Origin of the sequence: Cellulosimicrobium sp. NPDC057862 (assembly GCF_042797035.1) — a bacterium.
In the GTDB taxonomy this organism is placed as follows: Bacteria; Actinomycetota; Actinomycetes; order Actinomycetales; family Cellulomonadaceae; genus Cellulosimicrobium.
In genome coordinates this window covers 76,387-100,306 of sequence record NZ_JBHVMH010000003.1, presented here as the reverse complement: position 1 = coordinate 100,306, position 23,920 = coordinate 76,387, and the positions used below count along the sequence as shown (strand labels likewise).

The window sequence follows — 23,920 nt, the reverse complement described above, 5'->3', positions numbered from 1 at the left end:
CGAGAGGGTGAGGGGGTCGCTCAGGGCGCCGGGACGGCGTCGAACACCGCGTCCACGAGCTGCTCCGGCGGCACGTTGTTCGCGAGCGCGTCGAACGTGCGCACCAGGCGGTGCCGCAGCACCGAGTAGCGCACGGCCTTGATGTCGTCCGGGATGACGTACGCGCGGCCCGCGAGGATCGCGAGCGCCTGGCCCACGCGCATGAGCGCGATGCCGCCGCGCGGCGACGCGCCCACGCGCACGTGGCGGTCGAGGCCGGGGATCGGGCGCGGGCCGGAGAGGCGCGTCGTGTTGATGAGGTCGACGACGTACCGCTTGATCGAGTCGTCCACGTACACGTCGTCGACGAGGCCGCGCAGGAAGCGGACGTCGTCGAGCGAGATCGGCTGCGCGGTGAGGGGCTGCGTCATCTGCCCGGTCGCGATGCGCTGGAGGATCTCGAGCTCCTGCGGCGGCGTCGGGTAGGTGAGCACCTCCTTCATGAGGAAGCGGTCCATCTGGGCCTCGGGCAGCACGTACGTGCCCTCCTCCTCGATGGGGTTCTGCGTCGCGAGCACCATGAACGGGTCCGGCAGCGCGAAGTTCTCGCCGCCGATCGACGTCTGCCTCTCCTGCATCGCCTCGAGCATCGCCGACTGCGTCTTGGCGGACGAGCGGTTGATCTCGTCGAGCAGCACGACGTTGGCGTGCACCGGACCGAGCTGGGTCGTGAACTCGCCGGTCGCGTAGTTGAAGATCTGCGTGCCGACGATGTCGTTCGGCATGAGGTCGGGCGTGCACTGGATGCGGTGGAACGAGCCGTCGACCGCGGCCGCGAGCGTCTGCGCCGCCGTCGTCTTGGCGAGCCCCGGCACGGACTCGAGCAGGATGTGGCCGCCCGCGAGGAGCGAGCTGACGAGCGCCGTGCGCAGCGCGTCCTGGCCGACGACGCGCTGGTCGAAGACCTGGCCGACGCGCTTGAGCAGGTGGCTCGCGCGGTCGAGGTCCTGCGTGGAGATGCTGCCGTGCCCTGCGGCCATCGATCGTCCTCCGGGTCGTGCGTGGGTCGTGCGGGTGTGGTCCCGTGCGCGGCCGGAAGGGTGGACGGAGCGTCGCGAGCCCCCGGCGAACCCGGCCCAGTATGCCAGCGCGACCCCCGCCCGACCGGGCGTCGTCCACAGGTCCGGGTGGGGAGAGGTCCCCACCCGGCGGGCGCGGACCGACCGTCGCGGGCATGTCGGGAATGTCCTGCGTCCGCCGCGGGGTTGGGGCTGTCATGAGCACCGACGCCGTCGGCACGACCGACGCCACCGCCGCCGCCACCTCCTCTGACGTCGCCGCCGGGCTCGGCGAGCCCGCGCTCCTCGACCTCGTCGCCGCGCGCCACCAGGGAGTCCTCGCGACCGTCAAGAAGGACGGGCGACCCCAGCTCTCCAACGTCCTCTACGCGTGGGACCCCGGTGCGGGCGTCGCGCGCGTCTCCGTCACCGCCGACCGCGCCAAGACCCGCAACGCCGCGCGGGACCCGCGCGTCTCGCTCCAGGTGAGCGCCGAGGACTTCTGGAGCTACGCCGTCGTCGAGGGCGACGCCGAGCTGAGCCCCGTCGCGCTGGACCCGCACGACGCCGCCGCCGACGAGCTCGTCGAGACGTTCCGCGCCGCCTCCGGGAGCGAGCACCCCGACTGGGAGGAGTTCCGGCGCGCGATGGTCGCCGACCGCCGCCAGGTGCTGCGCGTGCGCGCGACGCGCGTCTACGGGATGGCGCGGCTGCCGCAGCCGTGACGCGGTGACCTGGTCGTCCACAGGCGATGACCGCAGGGCCCCGCGCGCTCGATACCCTGGTCCGGTGACCACGACTGCCCTGCGCCGCGCGCCGTCGGACGCCCGACCCGCGAACCCGTGGTGGCTCGTCCTCGCCGGACCGTTCGCCGTCGTCGTCGCCGTCGTCGCGGTGCTCGCCGCCGGCGCGTTCTCGGCCGCGTTCACCGTCCCCGCCGGCTTCCCCGACCCGGGCGCTCTCGCGCGCCTCGGCACGCCTGTCGTCACGGTCCTCACCGAGCTCGCCGTCGCGCTGACGCTCGGCTCGCTCGTCCTCGCGGCGTGCGTGCTGCCCGCCGGGACGCCGGTGCGCAAGGCGCTCGGGGTCGCGGGTGCGTCGGCGGCGACGTGGGCCGTGCTGTCGGTCGTGCAGGTCGTGCTGCGCTACTCCTCGATCTCGAGCACGCCGATCACGGGCCCGACCTTCGGCGACCAGCTCGGCCTGTTCGTCTCGCAGGTCAGCCTCGGGCGCAACTACCTCGCGATCATCGTCGTCGCGGCGCTGACGTCCGCCGCCGCGCTCGCGGTGCGCGGCGCGACGGGCGCGATGTGGACGGCCGCGCTCGCGCTCGTCGCGATCGCGATGCAGGCCAACACGGGTCACGCCGCCGGCGCGGTGAGCCACGAGCTCGCCGTCTCCTCGATGTTCCTCCACCTGGCCGGCGCCGCGCTGTGGGTCGGTGGCCTGGGCACGCTCGCCGTCGTGCGCGTGCGCGGCGGGCTGGGGCGCGCGGACTTCGCGGCGTCCGTCGCGCGGTACTCCGCGATCGCGCTGTGGTGCTACGTCGCCGTCGCCGTGTCGGGGATCGCGAACGCGAGCATCCGCGTCGACACGCTCGCGGGCCTCACCACCGACTACGGCATCCTCCTGCTCACCAAGCTCGCGCTCCTGCTCGTCCTGGGGGCCGTCGGGTTCGCGCACCGCGAGCTCGTCGTGCGTCGGCTCTCCGGCCCGACGGCGGTCGTGCGGCCTGGGGTTGACCGCGCGTCGTCGAAGGGCTCCTCGAAGGCCGCTGCGAAGGGCTCGTCGAACGGCTCGTCGAGCAAGGCGGCGACGTCGTCCACCGGCGCGAAGGGCGCCGCCGCGGAGGGCACGCGCTGGCTGTTCTGGCGCCTCGTCGCCGTCGAGCTGGCGATCATGGGCGCGGTGTCCGGCGTCGCCGTCGCGCTCGGCTCGACCGCGCCGCCGGTGCCGCAGGAGGAGCCGCTCGACACCTCCGCCGCGTACCAGGTGACCGGGCACGCGCTGCCGCCGGAGCCGACGCTCGCGCGCTGGTTCACCGAGTGGCGCTGGGACCTGCTGCCCGCGTTCGCGTGCGTCGCGGCGCTCGTCGTCTACCTGCGGTGGGTGCGCCGCCTCGCGAAGCGCGGCGACTCGTGGTCGGTGGGCCGCACCGTCTCGTGGTGCATCGGCATCCTCATCCTCTTCTGGGTGACCTCGGGCGGGCCGGCCATGTACGGGCACGTGCTGTTCAGCGCGCACATGGTCCAGCACATGATCCTCGCGATGGTCGTGCCGATCTTCCTCGTGCTCGCCGCGCCCGTGACGCTGCTCCTGCGTGCGGTCCCGCCGCGCAAGGACGGGTCGCGCGGGCCGCGCGAGTGGGTGCTCGCGGTCGTGACGTCGCGCGTGGGCCAGTTCTTCGCCAACCCGATCGTCGCGGCGGTGAACTTCGCCGGCTCGATGATCGTCTTCTACTACACGCCCGCGTTCGAGTACGCCCTGACGACGTACGCCGGGCACCTCGCGATGCTCGCGCACTTCACGCTCGCGGGGTACCTGTTCGCCAACGCGCTCGTCGGGATCGACCCCGGCCCGCACCGGCCGCCGTACCCGCAGCGCCTGCTCCTGCTCTTCGCGACCATGGCGTTCCACGCGTTCTTCGGCGTCGCGCTGACGTCGGGCGAGGTGCTGCTCGTGCCCGAGTGGTTCGGGCTGCTCGGCCGCGAGTGGGGTCCGAGCGCGATCGCCGACCAGCAGCGCGGCGGCGGCGTGGCCTGGGGCATCGGTGAGCTCCCGACGCTGATCCTCGCCATCGTCGTCGCGGTCATGTGGACGCGCTCCGACGAGCGCGAGGCCCGGCGGAGCGACCGCCAGGCCGACCGCGACGGCGACGCCGAGCTCCAGGAGTACAACGCCATGCTCGCCGAGATGTCGAAGCGGGACGACTGACCCACCACCAACTCCGCCCCAGCCCGCCGAGCACGACGGGGCGGGGCGAGCGAGGGCGTCCGCCGTGATAGGACGTACGGGTGAGTAACGACACCGCACCCGCCGGTCCCGGCGAGACCCCGTTCCACGACCTCGACCAGTACCTCGCGATCCCGCGGGTCGGTGGCCTCGCGCTCTCGCCCGACGGGGCGCGCCTGGTCACGACCGTGCAGACGCTCGACCCGCAGCGCACCGGCTACCGGACCGCTCTGTGGGAGGTCGACCCCACGGGCGAGGCCCCGGCGCGTCGGCTCACGCGGAGCACCAAGGGAGAGTCGAGCGCGACGTTCACGGGGGCGGGCGACGTGCTCTTCACGTCCGCACGACCTGACCCGGACGGCGGGTCCGACGACGACCCGAAGGCGGCGCTCTGGCTGCTGCCCGCGTCGGGTGGGGAGGCCCGCGTCGTCGCGACGGCGCCCGCGGGCGTGAGCGGCCCGCTCGCCGCGGCGGACGCCCCGGTGGTCTCGGTCGCGGCGACGGTGCTGCCGAGCGCGCGCGACCTCGCGCACGACGCCGAGCTCCGGTCCGCGCGCAAGGACGCCAAGGTCGCCGCGATCCTCCACAGCGCGTACCCCGTGCGCCAGTGGGACCACGACCGCGGCCCGGACGAGGCGCACCGGTTCGTCGGCGACCTCACGACCCTCGTCGACGAGCCGGCGCACCCGCTCCCGGACCCGGCCGCGGCATCCGGCGACCAGCCCGGTGACGGCTCCGCGACCGACGACCACGGCCCGCACGACCCCCGGCTCCTCGACCTGCGGGACGTGACCCGCGACGCCGAGCAGGGTGCGGCGCCCGGGCGCGCGCTGCACGAGCACTCCGCGGACCTGTCCGGCGACGGCACGACCCTCGTCACGACGTGGCAGGTGGCCGGTCCCGGGCCGCAGGTGCGCAACACGCTCGTCGCGATCGACACGGCGACGGGCGCGCGCCGCACGCTCGTCGACGAGCCGAGCGCGGAGGCGCACTGGCCCCGCATCTCGCCCGACGGCGCGTGGGTCGCGTTCGTGCGCGAGACCATCTCCACGCCGCACCAGGCGCCGGAGGAGAGCCTCGCCGTCGTGCCGCTGCACGCCCCCGACGGCCCCGCCGGCGCGGGCGCGGGCCACGACGACTCCGCGACGACGCGCGCGGAGAACCACGCGACCCCGCGCACGCTCGTGCCGCACTGGGACCGCTGGCCGACGTCGCTGCGCTGGCTCCCCGACGGCTCGGGCCTGCTCGTCACGGCCGACGACGACGGCCGCGGCCCGGTCTTCCTCGTCGCCTTCTCCCCGGACGGCGCGACGGAGAACGGCACGGCCGAGCGCGTGACGAGCGACGACGCCGTCTTCACGGACGTCCAGGTCGCGCCCGACGGCCGCACGGCGTTCGCGCTGCGCACGAGCTACCTCGAGCCGTCGCACCCGGTCCGGGTCGACCTCGGCGCGTTCCTCGCCTCCGGCAAGGCCGGGGCCCGCACGCCCGTCCCCGCGACCCCGCTGCGCGGCCCCGTCGCGACGCCCGACCTCCCCGGCACGCTGGTCGACGTCGAGACCGCCGCGTCCGACGACGTGCGCGTGCGCGGCTGGCTCGCGCTGCCGCACGGCGCGTCCGCGGACGACCCCGCGCCGCTGCTGCTGTGGATCCACGGCGGCCCGCTCGGGTCCTGGAACGCGTGGAGCTGGCGCTGGAGCCCGTGGCTGATGGTCGCGCGCGGGTACGCGGTGCTGCTGCCGGACCCGGCGCTGTCGACCGGGTACGGGCAGGACTTCGTGCAGCGCGGCTGGGGCTCGTGGGGCAAGGCCCCGTACACCGACCTGCTCGCGATCACCGACGCCGTCGAGGGCCGCCCCGAGGTCGACGCGACCCGCACGGCCGCGATGGGCGGGTCGTTCGGCGGGTACATGGCGAACTGGGTCGCGGGCCACACGGACCGCTTCCGCGCGATCGTCACGCACGCGAGCCTGTGGGCGCTCGACCAGTTCGGCCCGACGACGGACCACGCGTACTACTGGGCGCGCGAGATGACACCGGAGATGGCGATGGAGAACAGCCCGCACCGGTTCGTGGGCGACATCGTCACGCCGATGCTCGTCGTCCACGGCGACAAGGACTACCGGGTCCCGATCGGCGAGGGGTTGCGGCTCTGGTACGAGCTGCTCGAGTCGTCCGGCCTTCCCGCGGGGGCCGACGGCGAGACCGTGCACCGCTTCCTCTTCTACCCGGACGAGAACCACTGGGTCCTCCAGCCGCAGCACGCGAAGGTCTGGTACCAGGTGGTGCTCGCGTTCCTCGCGGAGCACGTGCTCGGCGCCACGCCGGGCGAGGGCGACGCGGCGCTGCCGACGACGCTCGGCTGAGCACGGGGAACCCCACCCTCGACCACGAGGTCGCTGTCGTGATCGGCTCGACGACGACAGCGACGCCGTGCTCGGCGGGTCAGGGGCGGGCGCGGAGCTGGGCCAGGCCGCGGCGTGCGTGGCTCTTCACGGTGCCGAGGGGCAGACCCGTCTCGGCCGCGGCCTGCGCGTGCGTCAGGCCCTCGGCGTAGACGAGGCGCACGACCCGGCGTCGCTCGGGGGCCAGACGGCGCAGCGCGCCCTCGAGGTCGACCCGGGCGGCGACGTCGTCGGCCGGGTCCGGGACGGTCGTCACGACCCGTCGTCGTGAGGCCGCCTCGCGTCGCCGGGCGTCGCGTGCCCGGGCCCGCAGAAGGTCGCCGGCCACGTGGCGCGCGATGCCCAGCAGCCAGACGGGCAGGTCGCCCCGCGCCGGGTCGAACCGGTCGCGCGAGCGCCACGCGGCGACGAAGACGAGCTGGGTCGCGTCGTCGGCGTCGGTCGCGTCGTCCAGGCGGCGCGCGACGACGGCACGGACGAGCGGTGCCCAGCGGGCATAGGCCGCCGGGAGGTCGAGGGCGTCGTCGCGCGTCCCGGGAGCGCGCTCGTCCCGCCTCGCGCCCTGGGGGGCGCGGGGGACACGTGCCACGGTCCCGACCATCGCGTCACCGGTCCTCGTCGTCCTCCTCCCAGTGTCCGACGCCGCGGCGTGGGACGCGAGGTCGCGCGGTCCTTGGGGGCGGAGGGTGGCGGAGGTGGGCGGCCGGCCGCGGTCAGGCGGGCGTCAGCGGTGCACGGGGCGGCGCTGGTGGACGTGCCGGTCGTGCACGGCCTTGCCGAGCTCGTAGATCGAGCCGACGAGGATCGCGGTGATGATGAGCCCACCGAAGATCAGGAACCACTGCGACATGCCGTTCCCGATCCCCGAGACGCCGATCGTCCCGCCGGATCCGGCAGCGAGCGACGCGAACATGGCGACCTCCTCCCGAGGGGGCGGACGTGCCCTCTCGTCCGGGGTTCGCCCGCGGGGCACCAGACGGATGCGCTCGCGCGGTCCGTGCCCGCGGGTGCCGTGTCAGGCGACGGTCGACGGGAGCGGCGCGAACGCCGCGCGCCAGCGGCGCACGAGGCGCCGGTCGGCCGCACCCCGGGCCGCGGCCCACGCGCAGTGCTGGGTCGTCTCGCGGTGCTCCAGCAGGGCGTCGCGGTCGTGCTCGAGGGCCCAGAGCAGGGCCGTGCGCACCTCGGTGCGCGAGGGGGCGGAGGGCAGGGTGTCGTGCATGGTCCGTCTCGTCGTCGGTCGGTCTTCGGGCGGCCTGGTGACCGCTTCCACCCGACAAGACGGCACAAGTCGCCGTCTGTGACGCGAGTTCGGTGACTTTTTTCCGGAGAACGTGTGATGCCGGTCGCACGGGCTCGTCCCGCACGACCGGCTCGCGACTCGTCGCGCAGTGCTGCGTGGAGCGTCGGTCAGGAGATCGCGTCGACCAGTGCGGCCGCGAGGTCGCGCGGGCGCGAGAGCATCGGCCAGTGCCCGGTCGGCAGGTCGACGTAGGTGAGGTCCGTGAGCTCGCCCAGCTCGGTGTGCAGGGGAGGGCCCGGGTTCGCGAGCTCGGCGAGCACGGCCGACGGGATCGACGAGCAGATCACGGTCGCGGGGACGTGCAGGCGTGCCGGGTCGGTCACGTGCACCGGGCCGCGCGCGACCGGGCCGGGCGTCGGCACCGCGCGCTCGCGGAACCGCGCGAGCGCCGCGTCGTCCAGGCCGTCGAGGCTCGACCCGTCCTCGGCCAGCGTCTCCCAGTCGGGCAGCGGGAGCTCGGCCACGTCCGCCGGGAGGTCGGGCGACAGGGCGGCACCGTCGACGAGGGGGCCGGTGTCGACGTAGACGATCCGCTCGACACGCGCCGGGTCGCGGTCGGCGACCTGCTGCACGACGGGTCCGCCGCCGCTGTGGCCGACGAGCACGACCCGGCCCTCGAGCCCGTCGACGAGCCGCGCGACCGCGTCCGCGTGGTGCTCGCGCGTGACCTGGGCGCGGTCCTGCGCGGTCGCACCGGCGTCCAGGCCGGGGAGGGTCACGGCGTGCGGGACGAGGCCGGCGGCCTCGAGGTCGGGGACGACGTCGTCCCACGCCCAGGCGCCCAGCCAGAAACCGGGGACGAGGACGACGTGGAGGGGCTGCTCGGTCGTGTCGTGGTTGCTCATGCACCCACCTTCGCAGGGCATCGGTGACACCTGTCTGTCACCATCGTCCGGTGAACAGGACGGAACGTCTCTACGCGATCGCGGAGGAGCTGCGGCGGGCAGGGCGGACCGGCACGACGGGTCCGCGCCTCGCGGCGGCGCTCGAGGTGAGCGAGCGGACGATCAAGCGCGACGTGGCCGCGCTGCAGCAGGCCGGCCTGACGATCTGGGCCCAGGCAGGTCCCGGTGGTGGCTACGTGCTCGACCCGAGCGCGTCCCTGCCGCCGGTCAACTTCACGCCCGGCCAGGCGGTCGCCGTCGCGGTCGCGCTCGCGACGCTCCCGCCCGGCAGCCCGTTCGCGGTCGACGCGCTCGCGGCGCGCGGCAAGGTGTGGGACGCGCTCGCGGCCGGCGACCGCGAGCGGGCCGAGGCGCTCGCCGCGCGCGTGTGGGTCCGCCACGACTCCCCGGACGCGTCCCCGGAATCCTCCGCCGCGGCCGGAGGGGACGTCGTGGGGCGTGCGCGGTCGCACCTCGGGGTGCTGCGCGCTGTCGAGCAGGCGCTCGCCGGGTCGCGCGTGCTCGCCGTCCGCTACCGGGACGGCCGGGGCGTGACCACGTCGCGCCGGGTCGAGCCCGTGCTGCTCGCACACACCGAGGGGCGCTGGTACCTCGTCGCGTGGTGCCGGTCGCGCGAGGCGATCCGCTGGTTCCGGCTGGAGCGCGTCGAGCGCGCCGACCTCACCGCCGAGACGTACGCGCCCCGACCGGTCGCGGACGTCGGGGAGCCGCCCGCGGGCGCGACGGCGGTCTACGACCCCGACGCGGGCTGACGGGCGTCAGCCGTCGGCCGGGCGCCGCACCAGGTCGAGGACGGCCTGCGCGAACGCCTCCGGGGCCTCGGCGGGCAGGTCGTGACCGGCGTGCGGCACCTGACGGTGCTCGCGCGGCCCGCCGAAGAACCGCGCCGTCGCCGACCCGTCGGTCGCGGGGAAGTTGCCGTCGGCGAGCCCGTCGAGGGTGATCGTCGGGACGTCGATCCGGGGCAGCGCCGCGAGGCGTCGCTCGACGTCGTCGTACGCCGGGTCGCCCGGCGCGAGCCCGAGCCGGTGACGGTAGGAGTGGATGACGACGTCGACGTAGCCGGGGTTGTCGAAGGCCTCGGCGGCGCGCGCGAGCTCGGCCTCGGTGAACGACCGCTCGGGCGAGTTGCGCGCCCACAGCACGCGGGCGATCTCCGCGCGGTTCTGCGTCAGCCCGCGCCGGCCGCGCTCGGTCGCGAAGTACCAGAAGTACCAGAACCCGGCCTCCAGGTCGGGCCGGATCGGCGTCTGCGCGGCGGCGACGTCCTGCACGAGGTAGCCGTTGACCGAGACCAGGCCGCGGACGCGCTCGGGCCAGAGCGCCGCGACGACGCACGCGGCGCGCCCGCCCCAGTCGTACCCGGCGAGCACGGCCGAGCCGATGCCGAGCGCGTCGAGGAGCGCGACGAGGTCGGCGCCCAGCGCGGCCTGCTGACCCGAGCGCGGCGCGCCGGGTTCGCGGAACGTCGTCGGGCCGTGGCCGCGCAGGTACGGGACGATCACGCGCAGCCCCTCGGCGGCGAGCAGCGGGACCACCGCGACGTAGCTGTGCACGTCGTACGGGTAGCCGTGCAGGAGCACCACGGGCGGTCCACCGGGGTCGCCCGCCTCCACGTACCCGACGGTGAGCGGCCCGGCGTCGACCGTCGAGACCGGTCCGAGCGCGGTGGTGGTGATCATCGGGGTCTCCTCGCTGTCCCGGGTCGCCGTCAGGCGACGACCGTGCGCGACGCGGCGAGGGCGGCGAGCACCGTGCGGGCGACCCGGTCCGGCGCGGAGACCGCGACGGCGTGCGAGGCACCCTGTACCTCGTCCACCCCGCGCGCCCCGGCGCGCTCGGCCATCCAGCGGTGCGCCGCCACGGGGATGTTGCGGTCCTCGGAGCCGAAGACGAACCACGACGGCACGGCCTTCCACGCGGGCGTGCCGGCGAGCAGCATCTGGTTCAGCGCGACGTCGGTGACGGGCCGCTGCGTCCGGGCCGCGACGTACGCGGTGTCCTCGTCGACGTCCGCGGCGAACTGGGCGTGGTACGCGTCGGGCCGGATCCACAGGTCGTCGACGTCGTCGACGAGCGACGTGCTCTCCAGCGCGCCGGCGAGCGTGCTGCCGGGGAACCGGCCGGCGAGGTCGACCGCGCTCTCGCCCGTCTCGGGAGCGAACGCGGCGACGTAGACGAGGCCGACGACGTCCCCCAAGCCCTCGGCCGCGGCCTCCGTGACGACCATGCCGCCGTAGGAGTGACCGACGAGCACGAGCGGGCGCCCGGCGTCGCCGACGGCGTCGCGCAGGTACTGCGCGTCGGTCACGACGCTGCGCAGGGGGTTCGCGAGCGCGAGCGTGTCGACGTCGTGCGCACGGAGCCGGGCGATCACGCCCGACCAGCTTGCGGACTCGGCGAACGCGCCGTGCAGGAGCACGACGAGCGGGGTCTCGGGCATGGCTCTCTCCTCCGTCGGTCGGCGGACGGACCGGGCGAGCCGCCACGGGGCGTCCTGATGACCGTTCGACCGAGGAGGACGGGCGGGCGTGACACCGCCGCCGGATCAGTCTCCGCGGAGCACGCAGAACTCGTTGCCCTCGACGTCGGCCAGGACGACGAACGTCTCGTGCTCGCCCTGCCCGACGTCGACGCGGCGCGCGCCGAGCCCCTCGAGCCGTGCGACGTCGGCGGCCTGGGTGGACGAGGCGAAGTCGAGGTGCACGCGGTTCTTGACCGCCTTGCCCTCGGGGACCCGCTGGAAGACGAGGCTCGGCGGGCCGAGCACCGTCTCGCCGTCGCGCGGGTAGAGCACGGCCTCGCCGTGCGGTCCGGTCTCGCGCCCCGTCCAGCCGAGCGCGGCCTGCCAGAAGTCCGCCACGACGGCGGGGTCGGCGCAGTCGATCACCGCGCCGCTGAAGGTGAGTGTCATGCGGTCAGTGTGACGTGCGCCACCCACAGGGTCGCGCGGCGTCGACGGGTGCGCCGTCAGGCCGCGTCGGGGTCCGGCTCGACGAGCCGCCCGACGAGGGCGGGGAGCCAGTCGGCCGACTGCGCCCGGCGGACCGCCTCGTCGTCTGCCGGGCCGAGGAACGCGTCGCGCGCCGCGCACGAGTAGGCGCTGATGAGCACGCGCGTCGCGGCGGCGGGGTCGATCGCGAACCGCATGCCCACCTCCGTGAGCACGCGCGTGAGGATGTCCGCCAGCTCGGTGCGGAACGACTCCTCCTGCTCCGCGAACCGCGCGGCGACCTGAGGGTCGCGCAGCGCGAGCAGCTCGAGCTCGGCGTTCATGAGGCACCAGCGACGCTCGTCCCGCGGGTCGTCCATGACGGCCGCGACGATCGTCGCGATCGTCGCAGGCGCGATGACGCCGTCCTGCACGGGGTGCTCGGGCAGGTGCTCGACGGCGTGCTCGAGGCTGCGCATGCGCTGGCGGATCTCCCGCTCGCTGAGCGCGAGGAAGAGCTCCTCCTTGGACGCGAAGTTCGAGTAGAACGCCCCGCGCGTGAAGCCCGCGGCCTCGCAGACCGCCTCGATCGAGGTGCCGTTGATGCCGTGCTCGGCGAACAACCCGTAGGCGGCGTCGAGCAGGCGCTCGCGCGTGCGCTCCCGCCGCGGCGAGATCCGGGCGTCGCCGTCCCCCGCGGGGTCGCGGCCGACGCGGGTCGGGTCGAGGTCCGTCGTCACGCCGGACATGCTCCCACTGTCGGAGGGTGCCGCCCGAACGGACGGCCTTGCGATGCACCAGTGTATCGGATACGTTCGCGTATCGGATACAGCGGCGTATCCTGAAATCCGTCTGCACTCTCCCCGGGAGGCCGCTCGTGTCCTCAGCGCTGTACTCGCTCGGCCGCTGGGCGGTCGGGGCGCGCCGGCTCGTCCTCGCCGCGTGGATCGGGATCCTCGTCCTCGCCGGGGCTCTCGCGGGCCTCGTGGGCCAGGGCCTCGACGACGAGGTGACCATCCCCGGCACCGAGTCCCAGGCCGCCCTCGACCGCCTCGCCACCACGTTCCCGCAGGTCAGCGGCGCGACCGCCCAGGTCGTCGTCGTAGCCCCTGACGGCTCGACGATCGAGGACGACGCCGTCCGCGGACCCGTGGAGGACGCCGTCACCGCGCTGGGCGACGTCGACGGCGTCGCCGCCGTGACCTCGCCCTACGACGACACCATGACCGCGTCGATCAGCGACGACGACGTCGCGACGCTCATGACCATCCAGCTCGACGAGGGCCAGAGCGAGGTCACCGACGCCACGAAGGACGCGCTGGGCGACGTCGTCGACGACCTCGCCGCAGCCCTGCCCGACGGCGCCCAGGCCGCTCTCGGCGGCCAGCTCTTCAGCACCGAGTTCCCGACGCTCACCGTGACCGAGGCGCTCGGCCTCCTCGTCGCGCTCGTCGTGCTCGTCCTCACCTTCGGCTCGTTCGTGGCCGCCGGGCTGCCGCTCCTCAACGCCGTCGTCGGCGTCGGCGTGAGCATGGGCCTGCTGTTCGCCGCGACGGCCGTCGCGCAGATCAACTCCACGACGCCGATGCTCGCGGTCATGCTCGGCCTCGCCGTCGGCATCGACTACGCGCTCTTCATCGTGTCCCGGCACCGCGACGAGCTCGCGAGCGGGCTGACCGTCGAAGAGGCCGCGGCCCGCTCCGTCGCGACCGCCGGCTCCGCCGTCATCTTCGCCGGCCTCACCGTGATGATCGCGCTCGTCGGCCTCGGCGTCGCCGGCATCCCGTTCCTCACCGTCATGGGCGTGGCGGCAGCCGTCGGCGTCGGCCTGGCCGTCCTCGTCTCGATCACGCTGCTGCCCGCCATGCTGGGGTTCGCGGGCGAGCGGCTCCGCCCGAAGGCCCCGCGTCGTCGTGGGCGGGGCCGTGGTCGGCGCCGGGCGGTCGCGGGGTCGGGAGCGGCGGCGGAGGGGGCGCCGTCGGATCTCGACGAGACGACGAGGCGACGGGCCGGACGAGCGGTGGCGGCCGCCGAGGACCCGACCCCGACGTCGGACCCGAAGGCAGGCGCGCAGCCGACCGTCGAGCACCGCAACCGGTTCTTCGCCGGGTGGGTGCGGACCGTCACGCGGATCCCGCTGCTGACGATCGGGCTGGTCGTGGCGGCGATCGTGCTGCTGACGCTGCCGGCGCGGGACCTCCAGCTCGCGCTGCCCGACGCGGGGACGCTGCCCGAGGACAACCAGGCGCGCGTCACCTACGACCTGGTGTCCGAGCACTTCGGGCCCGGCTTCAACGGGCCGCTCATCGTCACCGGGACGATCGTCACGTCGACGGACCCGGTCGGGCTCATGGACGACCTGGGCGACGAGATCGCGGACCTCCCGGGTGTCGCCGACGTCCCGCTCGCGACACCGAACCTCACCGCGGACACGGGCATCGTGCAGGTCGTGCCGACGGGCGCGCCGGACTCGGAGGAGACCAAGGACCTCGTCACGGAGATCCGCTCGCAGCACGACCACTTCCTCGACGAGTACGGCGTGGACCTCGCGGTCACGGGGTTCACGGCGGTCGGGATCGACGTGTCGGCCAAGCTCGGGGCGGCGCTGCTGCCGTTCGCGTTCGTCGTCGTGGGCCTGTCGCTCGTGCTGCTGACCATGGTGTTCCGGTCGATCGCGGTGCCGATCAAGGCGACGCTCGGCTACCTGTTCTCGGTGGGCGCCGCGTTCGGCGTGGTGACGCTCGTGTTCGAGCACGGGTTCCTCGCGGACGCGCTCCACGTCACGCGGCTCGGCCCGGTCATCTCGTTCATGCCGATCGTGCTCATGGGCGTGCTGTTCGGCCTCGCGATGGACTACGAGGTGTTCCTCGTGGCGCGCATCCGCGAGGACTACGTCCACTCGGGCAAGGCGCACCGGTCGATCTTCACGGGCTTCCAGGCGTCCGCGAAGGTCGTCACGGCGGCCGCGGTCATCATGTTCGCCGTGTTCGTGGCGTTCGTGCCCGAGGGCGACATGAGCCTCAAACCCATCGCGCTCGGGCTCGCGGTCGGCGTCCTCGTCGACGCGTTCGTCGTGCGCATGACGCTGGTGCCGGCGGTGCTCGCGATGCTCGGCGACAAGGCGTGGTGGATGCCGCGCTGGCTCGACCGGGTGCTCCCGTCGTTCGACGTCGAGGGCGAGGGGCTGTCCAAGGAGCTCGCGCTCGCGGACTGGCCGGAGCCGGGGAGCACGGACGCCGTCGTCGCGCACGACCTCGTGGTCGCCGGGGCGCACGGCCCGCTCGCCGAGCCGGTCACGGTGCGCGTGCCCGACGGCGGGTCGCTCGTCGTGCACGGGACGTCGCCCGCGGCGGTGTCGGGGGTCGTGCTGGCGCTCGCGGGGCGGCTCAAGCCGGCCGCCGGAGCCCTCAAGGTGACGGGCCTCGTCCTGCCCGAGCGCGCGCTGAGCGTGCGCCGCCGCGTCGCGCTCGTCGACCTCGCGGCCGACGTCGCGGCCCTGCCCGGCGACGCGCCCGCGCCCGCCGCCCATCGTGTGCCCGCGGCGGCGAGCGTCGCCGCGCTGCTGCGCGAGGAGCCGCGGCTGCTCGCCGTGGTCGGGACGGACGCCGTCACGTCGCCGGCCGAGCGGGCCGCGCTGGCCGACGTGCTCGCGCAGGCCACCGCGCACGGGACGGCGGTCGTCCTCGGCGCCGTCGGTCCCGCGCCGACCGACCTCGCCCCACCGGGGACGCAGGTGCTCGACCTGCACGCCCCCGACCCCGCCCACGCGGTGCCCGCCCCCACCGACCCGGCGTCCGTCGTCGGCCAGCGCACCGAGGAGGTGCCCGCATGAGCGTCTTCCCGCCCGACACGGCGCAGACCGACCCGACCACGCCGGACGCACCGCCGTCCGCCGGCGCCCGGCCCCGGCTCGACGCGCGACGCCTCTGGACCGTGGCCGCCGCCGTCGCGCTGCCGCTCGCGGTGCTGGGCCTGCTGCTGTGGGCGCTGTGGGACCCGCAGGAGCGGCTCGACACGGTGAAGGCGGCGATCGTCAACCTCGACGAGCCCGTCGAGGTCGACGGCCAGACCGTCCCGCTGGGACGGCAGCTCACGGCCGGGCTGGTGAGCGGCGGTGCGGCCTCGACGGACACCGGGCCCGTCGCCGTCCAGCCCGACCCCGGGACGACGAACTACGACTGGGTCATCACCGACGCGGACGACGCCGCGTCCGGTCTGGCCGACGGCACGTACTCCGCCGTCGTGACGATCCCGGAGGACTTCTCCGCGGCGGCCACGTCGTTCAGCGGCGACGCGTCCGACGCGACCCAGGCCACGCTGACCGTCGAGACGGCGCCCGGCGGGCGGGTCGTCGACGAAGCCCTCGCGCGCATCGTCACGACCACCGCGACCTCCGTGCTCGGCACGACGCTCACCGAGAACTACGTGGACGGCGTGCTCGTCGGCTTCACGACCCTGAACGAGCAGCTCGGCGAGGCCGCGGACGGTGCCGACCAGCTCGCTGACGGCGCGGCACAGGCGAACGACGGCGCGACGCAGCTCGCGTCGGGCGCGGGCGCGCTCGCGACCGGCGCCGGCGCGCTCGCGTCCGGCGTGGGCGAGCTCGGCTCGGGCGCGGACCAGCTCGCGTCGGGCGCGGGCGACCTGGCGAACGGCGCCCAGGGCGTCGCCACCGGGTCGCGGCAGGTCGCGGACGGCGTCGCGCAGTCCGCGTCCGGAGCGGGCTCGCTCGCGACCGGCGCCCAGGGCCTGGCCGACGGCGTCGCGGGAGTCTCGGGCGGAGCGTCCGACCTCGCGAGCGGGCTCGGCACGCTCGACGCCTCGATCTCGGCCGTCCCTCTCCCCGGCGGAGGGTCCACGTCGCTCCCGGCGCTCGGGACCCGGCTCGCGACAGGTTCGCGCGACGTCGCCGGCGGGCTCGCGCAGGTCGTCGCCGGGATCGAGCAGCAGAAGGTCCAGGCGGGGTGCGCGGCGGACCCGACCTCGCCCGCGTGCGTCGCGCTCGACCAGCAGCTCGCCGCGCTGCGGCCGCTCGCGGTCGGTGCGGCCGAGGTCGCGGCGGGGAACGCCGCCCTCGCCGGGGCGCCGTCGGGCGCGAACGGGCCCACCGGGCTCTACGCCCTCGCGGCAGGGGTCGACCAGGCCGCGCAGGGCGCGGACCGGCTCGCGACCGGGGCGGAGCAGACCGCGACGGGCGCGACGGGCGTAGCCGGGGGAGCGCGCGACCTCTCGGCCGGTCTCGGGCAGCTCGCGACCGGCGCCGACCAGGTGGCTGACGGCGCCGCACAGCTCGCGGGCGGGGCGGGCGAGCTGTCGACGGGGGCGGACGGGCTCGCGACCGGTGTCGGGGCGCTCGGGACGGGCGCCGACCAGCTCGCGACCGGGACCCAGGACCTGGCGACGGGCGCGGGCGACCTCGCGGGCGGCGTCGGGCAGCTCGCGGACGGGACGACCGAGCTCGCCCAGGGTCTCGGCGACGCGACGGAGCAGATCCCCACCTACACGGACGCCGAGCGCGAGAACCTCTCCGCGGTCGTCGCGGACCCGGTGGCCGCTCCCGGCGTCGAGGACCTCGGCACCGGGTCGACCGGCCCGCTGTTCGCCGTCCTCGCCCTGTGGCTCGGCGCGCTCGCGATCTTCGTCGCGTTCCCGCCCGTGCCCGCGAAGCTGCTTGGGTCGACCCGGACCGCGGGTCGGCTCGCCCTGGCCGCGCTCGCGCTGCCCGCGGGGATCGCCGCGGCGACGGGCCTCGTGGTCGGCGGCGTCCTCGCCGCGGTCGAGGGGGCGAGCGTGGGCGGCTGGATCGGCCTGCTCGCGGTCGGGGCGCTCGCCTCGGTGGTCTTCGTCGCGCTCAACCAGGCGCTCGCCGCGCTCCTCGGGAACGTGGGGCGGGCGATCAGCCTGCTCGTCGCGGTGCTGCTCGTCGCGACCGGCATCGTCGCGACCGTGCCGGCCGCGCTCACGGGCCTGCGCGACCTGCTGCCGGTCGGCTCGGCGCTCCGCCTGCTCACGTCGATCATCGACCCCGGGGCGGCCGGGGGCGCGGGCGACGCCGTCGCGCTGGTGCTCTGGGGCCTCGCGTCGGTCGCGGTGACGACGCTCGTCGTCGCCCGCCGCCGGTCGGTCCGCGTGGAGCAGCTGCTCCGGGCCTGAGCCGCGGGTCTGGTGCGGAGGCCGTCGGCACGAGAGGATGCCCCGCATGACTCACGGGGGCACGGCAGCGGGACGACGGTGGACCAGGCGCGCGGGACGCCTCGCGAGCGTGCTGGGGGTCGTCGCGGCGGTCGTCGGCGCGAGCCTGCTCGTCGCGTGGGCGAACCGCTGGTACGTGGCGGAGATGGTCGCGCGGTCCGCGGGCGCGCCGGACGGTGCCGACTGGTGGTACGTGTACGACCGCTTGCACCAGGCGCACGCGACCCTCGTCGCGGCGATCGTCGCGCTCGTCGTCGCCGGGCTGCTCGGGGCTGTCGGCCGGCGGGCGCGGAGCCCGCGGCCGGGACCAGCCGTCGAGGCGCCGGGGTCCTGATCCCGCCGCGTCGCGGTCTGCGTCGGCGTGGCGCGGTGCGGGTGTGGGCGGCTGCCGTCAGACTCGCTCGGCAGGACGCGGACGGCGCGAGCCGTCCGTCGGGCGAGGGGACGGTGCACCGATGGACCAGCAGAAGGCACGGGAGATCAAGTCGCAGCTCGCGGACTACGCGCGCGAGCTCGCGGAGCGGTCGGGCCTGCCGGGCAGGTCGGACACGGCGATCGAGGCGCGCGACGTGCCCGACGCCGCGGAGGTCGTGCGCGCGCCCACCCTCGCGATCGGCCTCGCCCCGCACGACGACGGCGGGTACGCCATCGCGGTCCGGTACCGGCTGGGCGTGCCGAGCGCGCGCAGCATCGCGCGCAAGGTCGCGTCGGAGGCAGGGGACACGGTCGACGTCCGGCGCACGGGCCGGATCCGCCCGCTCGCCGGTCCTGACGGGAGGGGTGGCGGGAGCGAGGGCGGTCCCGGCCTGCGCCCGCCGGTCGTCACCGCGTACGCGACCGGGGAGACCGGCCGGGTGCGGCCGCTGCGTCCGGGCGTCTCGATCGCCCACGTGGACGTCACCGCCGGGACGCTCGGCGCGTTCGTGCGCCTCGGCGAGCCGCCCGTCGCGGACGCGGACGCCGCGTCGGTCTATGCGCTCTCGAACTGGCACGTGCTCGCGGGGTCGCCGTCCGCCCGGGTCGGGGACGTCGTCGTACAGCCCGGTCCTGCCGACGGCGGCAGCGCGCCGGACGACCGCGTCGGGACCCTCGCCGCGCTCGTCCCGCTCGAGGCGGGGGTCACGCAGACCGTCGACGCCGCCGTCGCGCTGCTCGACGACCCCGCCGTGGACCCGGAGTATCCCGTCGGCCGGATCACGGAGACGGCGGTCGCGCTCGGCGGCGAGGCGGTCGGCAAGTCCGGCCGGACCACCGGTGTCACGACGGGCCGCGTCACGGCCATCGAGCTCGACGACGTCGTGGTGGGTTACGGCGACGGCCTCGGCGCGCTGCGGTTCGACGACCAGATCGAGGTCGAGTCGACGGGCGACGGGCCGTTCTCGCGCGGCGGCGACTCGGGGTCGCTCGTGTACCGGGAGGACGGCGTCGCGCTCGGCCTCCTGTTCGCCGGGTCGGAGACGGGCGGTGCGAACGGCACGGGGCTCACGTACTGCAACCCGATCGGGACCGTGCTGGAGCGGCTCGGCGCGACGCTGCTCGCCTGACGGCGCCCGGCACGGACTCCTGGCCCTGCCGCGAACGCCCCGACGGGCGCACAATGAGGTCGGGAGGTGGTTCGCCGTGGCGACCCTCGAACGAGCCCGCGAGGCCAAGGCCGCGCTCCGCGACGAGCTGGCAGGCCTTGACGGCGTGACCGGCGTCGGGATCGCGCGCGCCGACGCGTCGGGAGCGCCCGTGCGCGGACCGCGGGCGCAGGACGTCGTCGACGACTGGCTGCTGCGCGTCAACGTGACCTCCGACGAGGTCGACGTCCCCGAGACCGTCGACGGCGTCGAGGTCGAGGTGCGCGTGGTCGGCCAGGTGAGCGCCTCGCGTTCCTGAGCTCTACCGCGCGCGGCGTGCCCGGCACCGCACCGGAGGTGCAGCACCGGGCACGGGAGGTCTGGACCCGGCGGTCCTGCGGTCAGACCCCGGCGAGCTGCGCCGTCGGCGCGGTCGGGATGGTGGGCGTCGGGTCCGGGCTCGTGACCTGGCTGCGGAACGACCGCAGGCGCAGGCTGTTGCCCACGACGAAGACGCTGGAGAACGCCATCGCGGCGCCGGCGAGCATGGGGTTGAGCAGGCCGAGCGCGGCGAGCGGGATCGCGGCGACGTTGTAGGCGAAGGCCCAGAACAGGTTCACCCTGATGGTGCCCAGGGTGCGTCGGGACAGGCGGATCGCGTCGGCCGCGGAGCGGAGGTCGCCCCGCACGAGCGTGATGTCGGCCGCCTCGATCGCGACGTCCGTGCCCGTCCCCATGGCCAGGCCCAGGTCCGCCTGGGCGAGGGCTGCGGCGTCGTTCACGCCGTCGCCGACCATCGCGACGACCTTGCCCTCGCCCTGGAGCCGGCTGACGACGTCGACCTTGTCGCGCGGCATGACCTCGGCGATCACCTCGTCGATGCCGACCTCGGCCGCGATCCGGCGCGCGACGGTCGCGTTGTCGCCGGTGAGGAGCACCGGGGTGAGGCCGAGCGCGCGGAGCTGGCGGATCGCCTCGGCGCTCGTGGGCTTGACCGCGTCGGCCACCACGAGGATCCCGCGGGCGCGCCCGTCCCAGCCGACGACGACGGCCGTGCCGCCCTGCTCCTCGGCGCGGGCCTTGGCGTCGGCGAGCTCGCGCGGGAGGTGCTGCGCCCACTCGGCGAGGAGGGACTCGCGGCCGACGAGGACGGCGTGCCCGTCGACGACGCCCTGCACGCCCTTGCCCTCGACGTTGGTGAAGTCCTCGGGCACGGGCAGCGTCCCGACCTCCTGGGCCGCGCCCCGCGCGACGGCCCGGGCGACCGGGTGCTCGGACGCGTCCTCGAGCGCCCCGGCGAGGCGCAGGAGCTCCGCGCGGTCGACGCCGGTTCCGGTGACGACGTCGGTCAGTGTCATGACGCCCGTCGTCACGGTCCCCGTCTTGTCGAGCACGACCGTGTCCACGGTCCGGGTGGACTCCAGCACCTCGGGTCCCTTGATGAGGACGCCCATCTGCGCGCCGCGTCCCGTCCCGACGAGCAGCGCCGTCGGGGTGGCGAGGCCGAGGGCGCACGGGCACGCGATGATGAGCACCGCGACGGCGGCCGTGAAGGCCGCGGAGGCGGGCGCGCCCGCCCCGAGCCAGGCGCCCAGGGTGCCGACGGCGACCGCGATGGCGATCGGGACGAAGACCGCGGAGACGCGGTCGGCCAGCCGCTGGACCCGGGCCTTGCCGGACTGGGCGTCCTCGACGAGCCGGGCCATCTGCGCGAGCTGCGTGTCGCCGCCGACGCGCGTCGCGCGCACGACCAGCCGCCCGCCCGCGTTGACGGTCGCGCCGGTGACGGGGTCGCCCTCGCCCACCTCGACGGGCACGGACTCGCCCGTGAGCATGGACGCGTCGACGGCGGACGTGCCGGCGACGACGGTGCCGTCCGTGGCGATCTTCTCTCCGGGGCGCACGACGAACTCGTCGCCCACGGCGAGCTCCGAGATCGGGATGCGGGTCTCGGCGCCGTCGCGCAGCACCGCCACGTCCTTGGCGCCGAGCTCGAGCAGGGCGCGCAGCGCGGCGCCGGCCTGCCGCTTGGATCGCTTCTCGAAGTAACGCCCGGCGAGGATGAAGGTCGTGACCCCGGCCGCGACCTCCAGGTAGATGTTCCCGGCGCCGTCGGTGGGGGCGACGGACAGCGTGAACGGGTGGGTCATGCCCGGCTCGCCCGCGGTGCCGAGGAACAGCGCGTAGAGCGACCACAGGAACGCGGCGCTGGTCCCCACGGAGATGAGGGTGTCCATCGTCGCCGCGCCGTGGCGCAGGTTGGTCCACGCGGCGCGGTGGAACGGCCAGGCCGCCCACACGACGACGGGCGCGGCGAGCGCGAGGCTGGCCCACTGCCAGTACGTGAACTGGAACGCGGGGACCATCGCCATCGCGATGACCGGGACGGAGAGCACGACGGCCCCGACCAGGCGCTGCCGCAGCGACGTGAGCTCGGGGTCGGCGTCGTCCGCCTCGTCCGGCGCCGCGACCTCGGGGTCCTCGACGCGCGGGAGCTGCGCGGTGTACCCCGTCTTCTCGACCTCGGCGATGAGCGTGGCGGCGTCGACGCCGTCCGGGACGGTGACCTTCGCCTTCTCCGTCGCGTAGTTCACGGTCGCGGTGACGCCGTCGAGGCGGTTGAGCTTCTTCTCGATCCGCATGGCGCACGAGGCGCACGTCATCCCGCCGATCTCGAGCTCGACGAACGTCCCCGGTGGCGGGGCGGCCGGTGCCGTCATGAGGTCCTCCTTCCGGCCCGGCAGGGTGCTGCCGGGCATGGGGGTGCAGGTCAGTGGTCGTGCGTCGCCGGGTCGTGACCGGCAGCGGGGGCGTCGTCCGGCGCGGGCGCGCCGTCGGCCGTCGCCTCGACGACGAACGCCGCGGTGCGCACCTGGCCCTCCACCTGGAAGTCGAGGTACAGCAGGTAGCGGCCCGGCGTGGGCGCCTCGACGCCGAACGACACGGTCGGGCCCGAGACCTGGCCCGCCTCCGGCTCGTCGCCCTCGGGATGCACGTGCAGGTAGGCGAGGTCGCCGTCGCGCAGCGCGACGAGGTGCCCGTAGGCACCGAGGTAGGGCTCGAGCGTCGTAACGGGCTCCCCGCCGCGGGTGACCTCGACGGTCAGCCGGGAGGCAGTCCCGGCCTCGAGCTGCCCGTCGAGCGCGACGTCGTAGCCGTCGACCGACGTCGCGGTGGACACCTCGGTGTCGCGGGTCGGGGCGAGGTCGCCCGCGACGTCGACCGTGCGGGTCAGCGTGACGGCGCCGCCCGCGCTGGGCGCGGCGTCGGCGTAGACGCGGTAGGTCCCGGCGGCGTCCCAGGTCCAGGGCAGCGACCAGCGCCCGTCCGCGTCCATCACGGGGTGGACGTGGCGGAAGTGCGCGCCGTCGGAGCGCACGACGATGAGGTGGAGCCGCTGCTCGTGCGAGACGTCGAACTCCGTGACGGGCTCGCCCGCCGGGTCGGCGAGGGTGAAGGCCAGCTCTCCGGTCTCGCCCACGGTCCCGGGGGCCTCGACCGCGCCCAGCGTGTACCCGTCCTGCTCCAGGGACAGTCCGCGCATCATGTCCGCTCCTGTCGTGCTCTCCTGCTCGGGGTCGTCGGCCGGGGCGACGTGCTGCTCCGGGGCGTGCGAGGTGGCGGGGTCCGGCACGGCGTCCTCCGGGACGACGGCCCCCGCGATCGCGGCGGAGGCGACGAACACGACGCCGAGCCCCGCGGCGTACAGCCCGATCCGGGCGAGGGCCCTCATGGCACCCGCACCGCCTGGTAGCCCGCCTCGTCGACGGCGGCCACGATCGCGGCGTCGTCGAGGGGCTGGTCGGCCGTGACGACGAGCCGACCGCCGGTCGCGCTGACGTCGATCGCGGTGACGCCGGGCACCTGCCCGACCTCCTCGCGCACCGACATCTCGCAGTGGCCGCAGGTCATGCCGGTCACCTGGTACTCGATCTCGACGATGCTCATCGTGCTCCTCCTCGTCCCGGATACCCCGGCGGGGTATCGAACGATGGCGAATATACCCACCAGGGGTATGTGGGTCAAGGGTCGGAGGTCGCGCGACAATGGGGAGCGTGACCACCGAGCGACTTCCCCGCGTCCGCGCGTCCGAGCTCGTCGGGCGCGGCTGGCTCAACACCGGCGGCCGGGACGTGACCCTCGCCGACCTGCGCGGGAAGATCGTGGTCCTCGACTTCTGGGCGTTCTGAACCAAAGCACCAACTGTTTTCCTGGACCCGGGTCCTCGCGAGCCGTTGGCCCTTCAGCGATCCAGGACCGCGAGCGTCGCTCGCCGCTATCCTCGTGCGGTGGATGCCACTGGGGCCGAGCCGGACGTCACCTGTGACTGGTGCGGAGAACTCGTGTTCGATGACCAGTGGTTCGGTCTCGAGGTCCAAAGGCCGGTGGTCGTGCCTGGCGATGACGAGCTGGTCGACTACTCCAGAGGGACGTTCTGCAGCCAGGAGCACGCGGCGCTCTGGCTCGCGAAGCCGCTCCCGGAGCCCGAGCCGCCGGAACTTGTGACGGACAAGTCGGGCCTCCTGTTCTGGATCGGATTCTGGGCCGTCATGGTCGTGACGGGCGGAGCAGCTCTGGTGGGCTTGTGGACGATCGTGCGATGGATCCTGCACTGAACTCCTGTGAGGTTGA

23 protein-coding genes are annotated in these 23,920 nt (G+C 75.0%); 11 read left to right on the top strand and 12 right to left on the bottom strand.

Annotation, left to right across the window (positions count from 1 at the left end):
- Positions 1–20 precede the first annotated feature (20 nt).
- The gene (locus ACFVN3_RS05975) at positions 21–1,019 is read right to left on the bottom strand and encodes an AAA family ATPase (RefSeq protein ID WP_378231619.1); all 999 of its coding nucleotides are present in this window, start codon (positions 1,017–1,019) and stop codon (positions 21–23) included.
- Between the two features lie 236 nt (positions 1,020–1,255).
- On the opposite strand from ACFVN3_RS05975, the gene ACFVN3_RS05970 reads away from it, so the two are divergent.
- The 3 genes from ACFVN3_RS05970 to ACFVN3_RS05960 all read left to right on the top strand — a co-directional run bounded on the left by ACFVN3_RS05970 (position 1,256) and on the right by ACFVN3_RS05960 (position 6,355).
- Positions 1,256–1,762, top strand: coding sequence for a PPOX class F420-dependent oxidoreductase (locus ACFVN3_RS05970; RefSeq protein ID WP_378231616.1), 507 nt, complete (start codon positions 1,256–1,258; stop codon positions 1,760–1,762).
- A gap of 64 nt (positions 1,763–1,826) precedes the next feature.
- The gene (locus ACFVN3_RS05965) at positions 1,827–3,971 is read left to right on the top strand and encodes a cytochrome c oxidase assembly protein (RefSeq protein WP_378231614.1); all 2,145 of its coding nucleotides are present in this window, start codon (positions 1,827–1,829) and stop codon (positions 3,969–3,971) included.
- Positions 3,972–4,051: 80 nt separating this feature from the next.
- Entirely contained in the window at positions 4,052–6,355 is a 2,304-nt protein-coding gene (locus ACFVN3_RS05960) for a prolyl oligopeptidase family serine peptidase (RefSeq protein ID WP_378231612.1), read from the top strand.
- A 79-nt stretch (positions 6,356–6,434) separates the two neighbouring features.
- Here ACFVN3_RS05960 and ACFVN3_RS05955 read toward each other — a convergent pair whose 3' ends face one another.
- The 4 genes from ACFVN3_RS05955 to ACFVN3_RS05940 form a co-directional block, all read right to left on the bottom strand.
- Positions 6,435–6,983, bottom strand: coding sequence for an RNA polymerase sigma factor (locus tag ACFVN3_RS05955; protein WP_378231610.1), 549 nt, complete (start codon positions 6,981–6,983; stop codon positions 6,435–6,437).
- A gap of 135 nt (positions 6,984–7,118) precedes the next feature.
- Positions 7,119–7,307 carry a hypothetical protein gene (locus ACFVN3_RS05950; RefSeq protein ID WP_378231608.1) on the bottom strand — a complete coding sequence of 63 codons (189 nt, stop codon included), beginning with the start codon at positions 7,305–7,307 and terminating at the stop codon, positions 7,119–7,121.
- Positions 7,308–7,409: 102 nt separating this feature from the next.
- The gene (locus tag ACFVN3_RS05945) at positions 7,410–7,616 is read right to left on the bottom strand and encodes a hypothetical protein (RefSeq protein WP_047231861.1); all 207 of its coding nucleotides are present in this window, start codon (positions 7,614–7,616) and stop codon (positions 7,410–7,412) included.
- A gap of 188 nt (positions 7,617–7,804) precedes the next feature.
- Positions 7,805–8,542 carry an alpha/beta fold hydrolase gene (locus ACFVN3_RS05940; RefSeq protein ID WP_378231606.1) on the bottom strand — a complete coding sequence of 246 codons (738 nt, stop codon included), beginning with the start codon at positions 8,540–8,542 and terminating at the stop codon, positions 7,805–7,807.
- A gap of 50 nt (positions 8,543–8,592) precedes the next feature.
- Here ACFVN3_RS05940 and ACFVN3_RS05935 point away from each other — a divergent pair, with 50 nt between their 5' ends.
- Positions 8,593–9,354 carry a helix-turn-helix transcriptional regulator gene (locus ACFVN3_RS05935; protein ID WP_378231604.1) on the top strand — a complete coding sequence of 254 codons (762 nt, stop codon included), beginning with the start codon at positions 8,593–8,595 and terminating at the stop codon, positions 9,352–9,354.
- Between the two features lie 6 nt (positions 9,355–9,360).
- Here the strand turns inward: ACFVN3_RS05935 and ACFVN3_RS05930 are convergent, their stop codons facing one another.
- The 4 genes from ACFVN3_RS05930 to ACFVN3_RS05915 all read right to left on the bottom strand — a co-directional run bounded on the left by ACFVN3_RS05930 (position 9,361) and on the right by ACFVN3_RS05915 (position 12,283).
- A complete protein-coding gene (locus ACFVN3_RS05930; protein WP_378231601.1) occupies positions 9,361–10,284 on the bottom strand; it encodes an alpha/beta fold hydrolase in 924 nt (307 codons plus the stop codon).
- A 29-nt stretch (positions 10,285–10,313) separates the two neighbouring features.
- Positions 10,314–11,045 (bottom strand): alpha/beta fold hydrolase, encoded by a 732-nt coding sequence (locus ACFVN3_RS05925; protein ID WP_378231598.1) that lies wholly within the window; start codon positions 11,043–11,045, stop codon positions 10,314–10,316.
- 105 nt (positions 11,046–11,150) lie between these two features.
- Complete coding sequence (locus ACFVN3_RS05920; RefSeq protein WP_378231596.1) at positions 11,151–11,516, bottom strand: VOC family protein; 366 nt, start codon at positions 11,514–11,516, stop codon at positions 11,151–11,153.
- Between the two features lie 56 nt (positions 11,517–11,572).
- Entirely contained in the window at positions 11,573–12,283 is a 711-nt protein-coding gene (locus ACFVN3_RS05915) for a TetR/AcrR family transcriptional regulator (protein ID WP_378231594.1), read from the bottom strand.
- A gap of 128 nt (positions 12,284–12,411) precedes the next feature.
- Here ACFVN3_RS05915 and ACFVN3_RS05910 point away from each other — a divergent pair, with 128 nt between their 5' ends.
- From ACFVN3_RS05910 to ACFVN3_RS05890, 5 genes are all read left to right on the top strand, one after another.
- A complete protein-coding gene (locus ACFVN3_RS05910; RefSeq protein WP_378231592.1) occupies positions 12,412–15,366 on the top strand; it encodes an MMPL family transporter in 2,955 nt (984 codons plus the stop codon).
- On the top strand, positions 15,363–17,687 hold the full coding sequence (locus ACFVN3_RS05905) for a YhgE/Pip domain-containing protein (RefSeq protein ID WP_378231589.1): 2,325 nt from the start codon (positions 15,363–15,365) through the stop codon (positions 17,685–17,687). The genes ACFVN3_RS05910 and ACFVN3_RS05905 overlap by 4 nt, the downstream gene beginning before the upstream one ends.
- Positions 17,688–17,733: 46 nt before the next feature.
- The gene (locus ACFVN3_RS05900; protein WP_378231585.1) at positions 17,734–18,060 is read left to right on the top strand and encodes a hypothetical protein; all 327 of its coding nucleotides are present in this window, start codon (positions 17,734–17,736) and stop codon (positions 18,058–18,060) included.
- Between the two features lie 121 nt (positions 18,061–18,181).
- Positions 18,182–19,270 (top strand): hypothetical protein, encoded by a 1,089-nt coding sequence (locus tag ACFVN3_RS05895; RefSeq protein WP_378231583.1) that lies wholly within the window; start codon positions 18,182–18,184, stop codon positions 19,268–19,270.
- Positions 19,271–19,346: 76 nt separating this feature from the next.
- Complete coding sequence (locus ACFVN3_RS05890; RefSeq protein ID WP_378231581.1) at positions 19,347–19,607, top strand: hypothetical protein; 261 nt, start codon at positions 19,347–19,349, stop codon at positions 19,605–19,607.
- Positions 19,608–19,689: 82 nt separating this feature from the next.
- Here the strand turns inward: ACFVN3_RS05890 and ACFVN3_RS05885 are convergent, their stop codons facing one another.
- The 3 genes from ACFVN3_RS05885 to ACFVN3_RS05875 are packed head-to-tail and all read right to left on the bottom strand — an operon-like array spanning position 19,690 to position 23,236.
- On the bottom strand, positions 19,690–22,008 hold the full coding sequence (locus tag ACFVN3_RS05885; protein WP_378231579.1) for a heavy metal translocating P-type ATPase: 2,319 nt from the start codon (positions 22,006–22,008) through the stop codon (positions 19,690–19,692).
- Positions 22,009–22,058: 50 nt separating this feature from the next.
- Positions 22,059–23,021: a heavy-metal-associated domain-containing protein gene (locus tag ACFVN3_RS05880; protein ID WP_378231577.1), complete on the bottom strand. Its 963-nt coding sequence runs from the start codon at positions 23,019–23,021 to the stop codon at positions 22,059–22,061.
- Positions 23,018–23,236: a heavy-metal-associated domain-containing protein gene (locus tag ACFVN3_RS05875; protein WP_378231575.1), complete on the bottom strand. Its 219-nt coding sequence runs from the start codon at positions 23,234–23,236 to the stop codon at positions 23,018–23,020. Before ACFVN3_RS05875 ends, ACFVN3_RS05880 begins: the two co-directional genes overlap by 4 nt.
- A 107-nt stretch (positions 23,237–23,343) precedes the next feature.
- Between ACFVN3_RS05875 and ACFVN3_RS05870 the strand changes: the two genes are divergently transcribed.
- Positions 23,344–23,478, top strand: coding sequence for a hypothetical protein (locus ACFVN3_RS05870; protein ID WP_378232076.1), 135 nt, complete (start codon positions 23,344–23,346; stop codon positions 23,476–23,478).
- Positions 23,479–23,679: 201 nt separating this feature from the next.
- Positions 23,680–23,904 (top strand): hypothetical protein, encoded by a 225-nt coding sequence (locus tag ACFVN3_RS05865; protein ID WP_378231573.1) that lies wholly within the window; start codon positions 23,680–23,682, stop codon positions 23,902–23,904.
- The last annotated feature ends 16 nt before the right edge of the window (positions 23,905–23,920 follow it).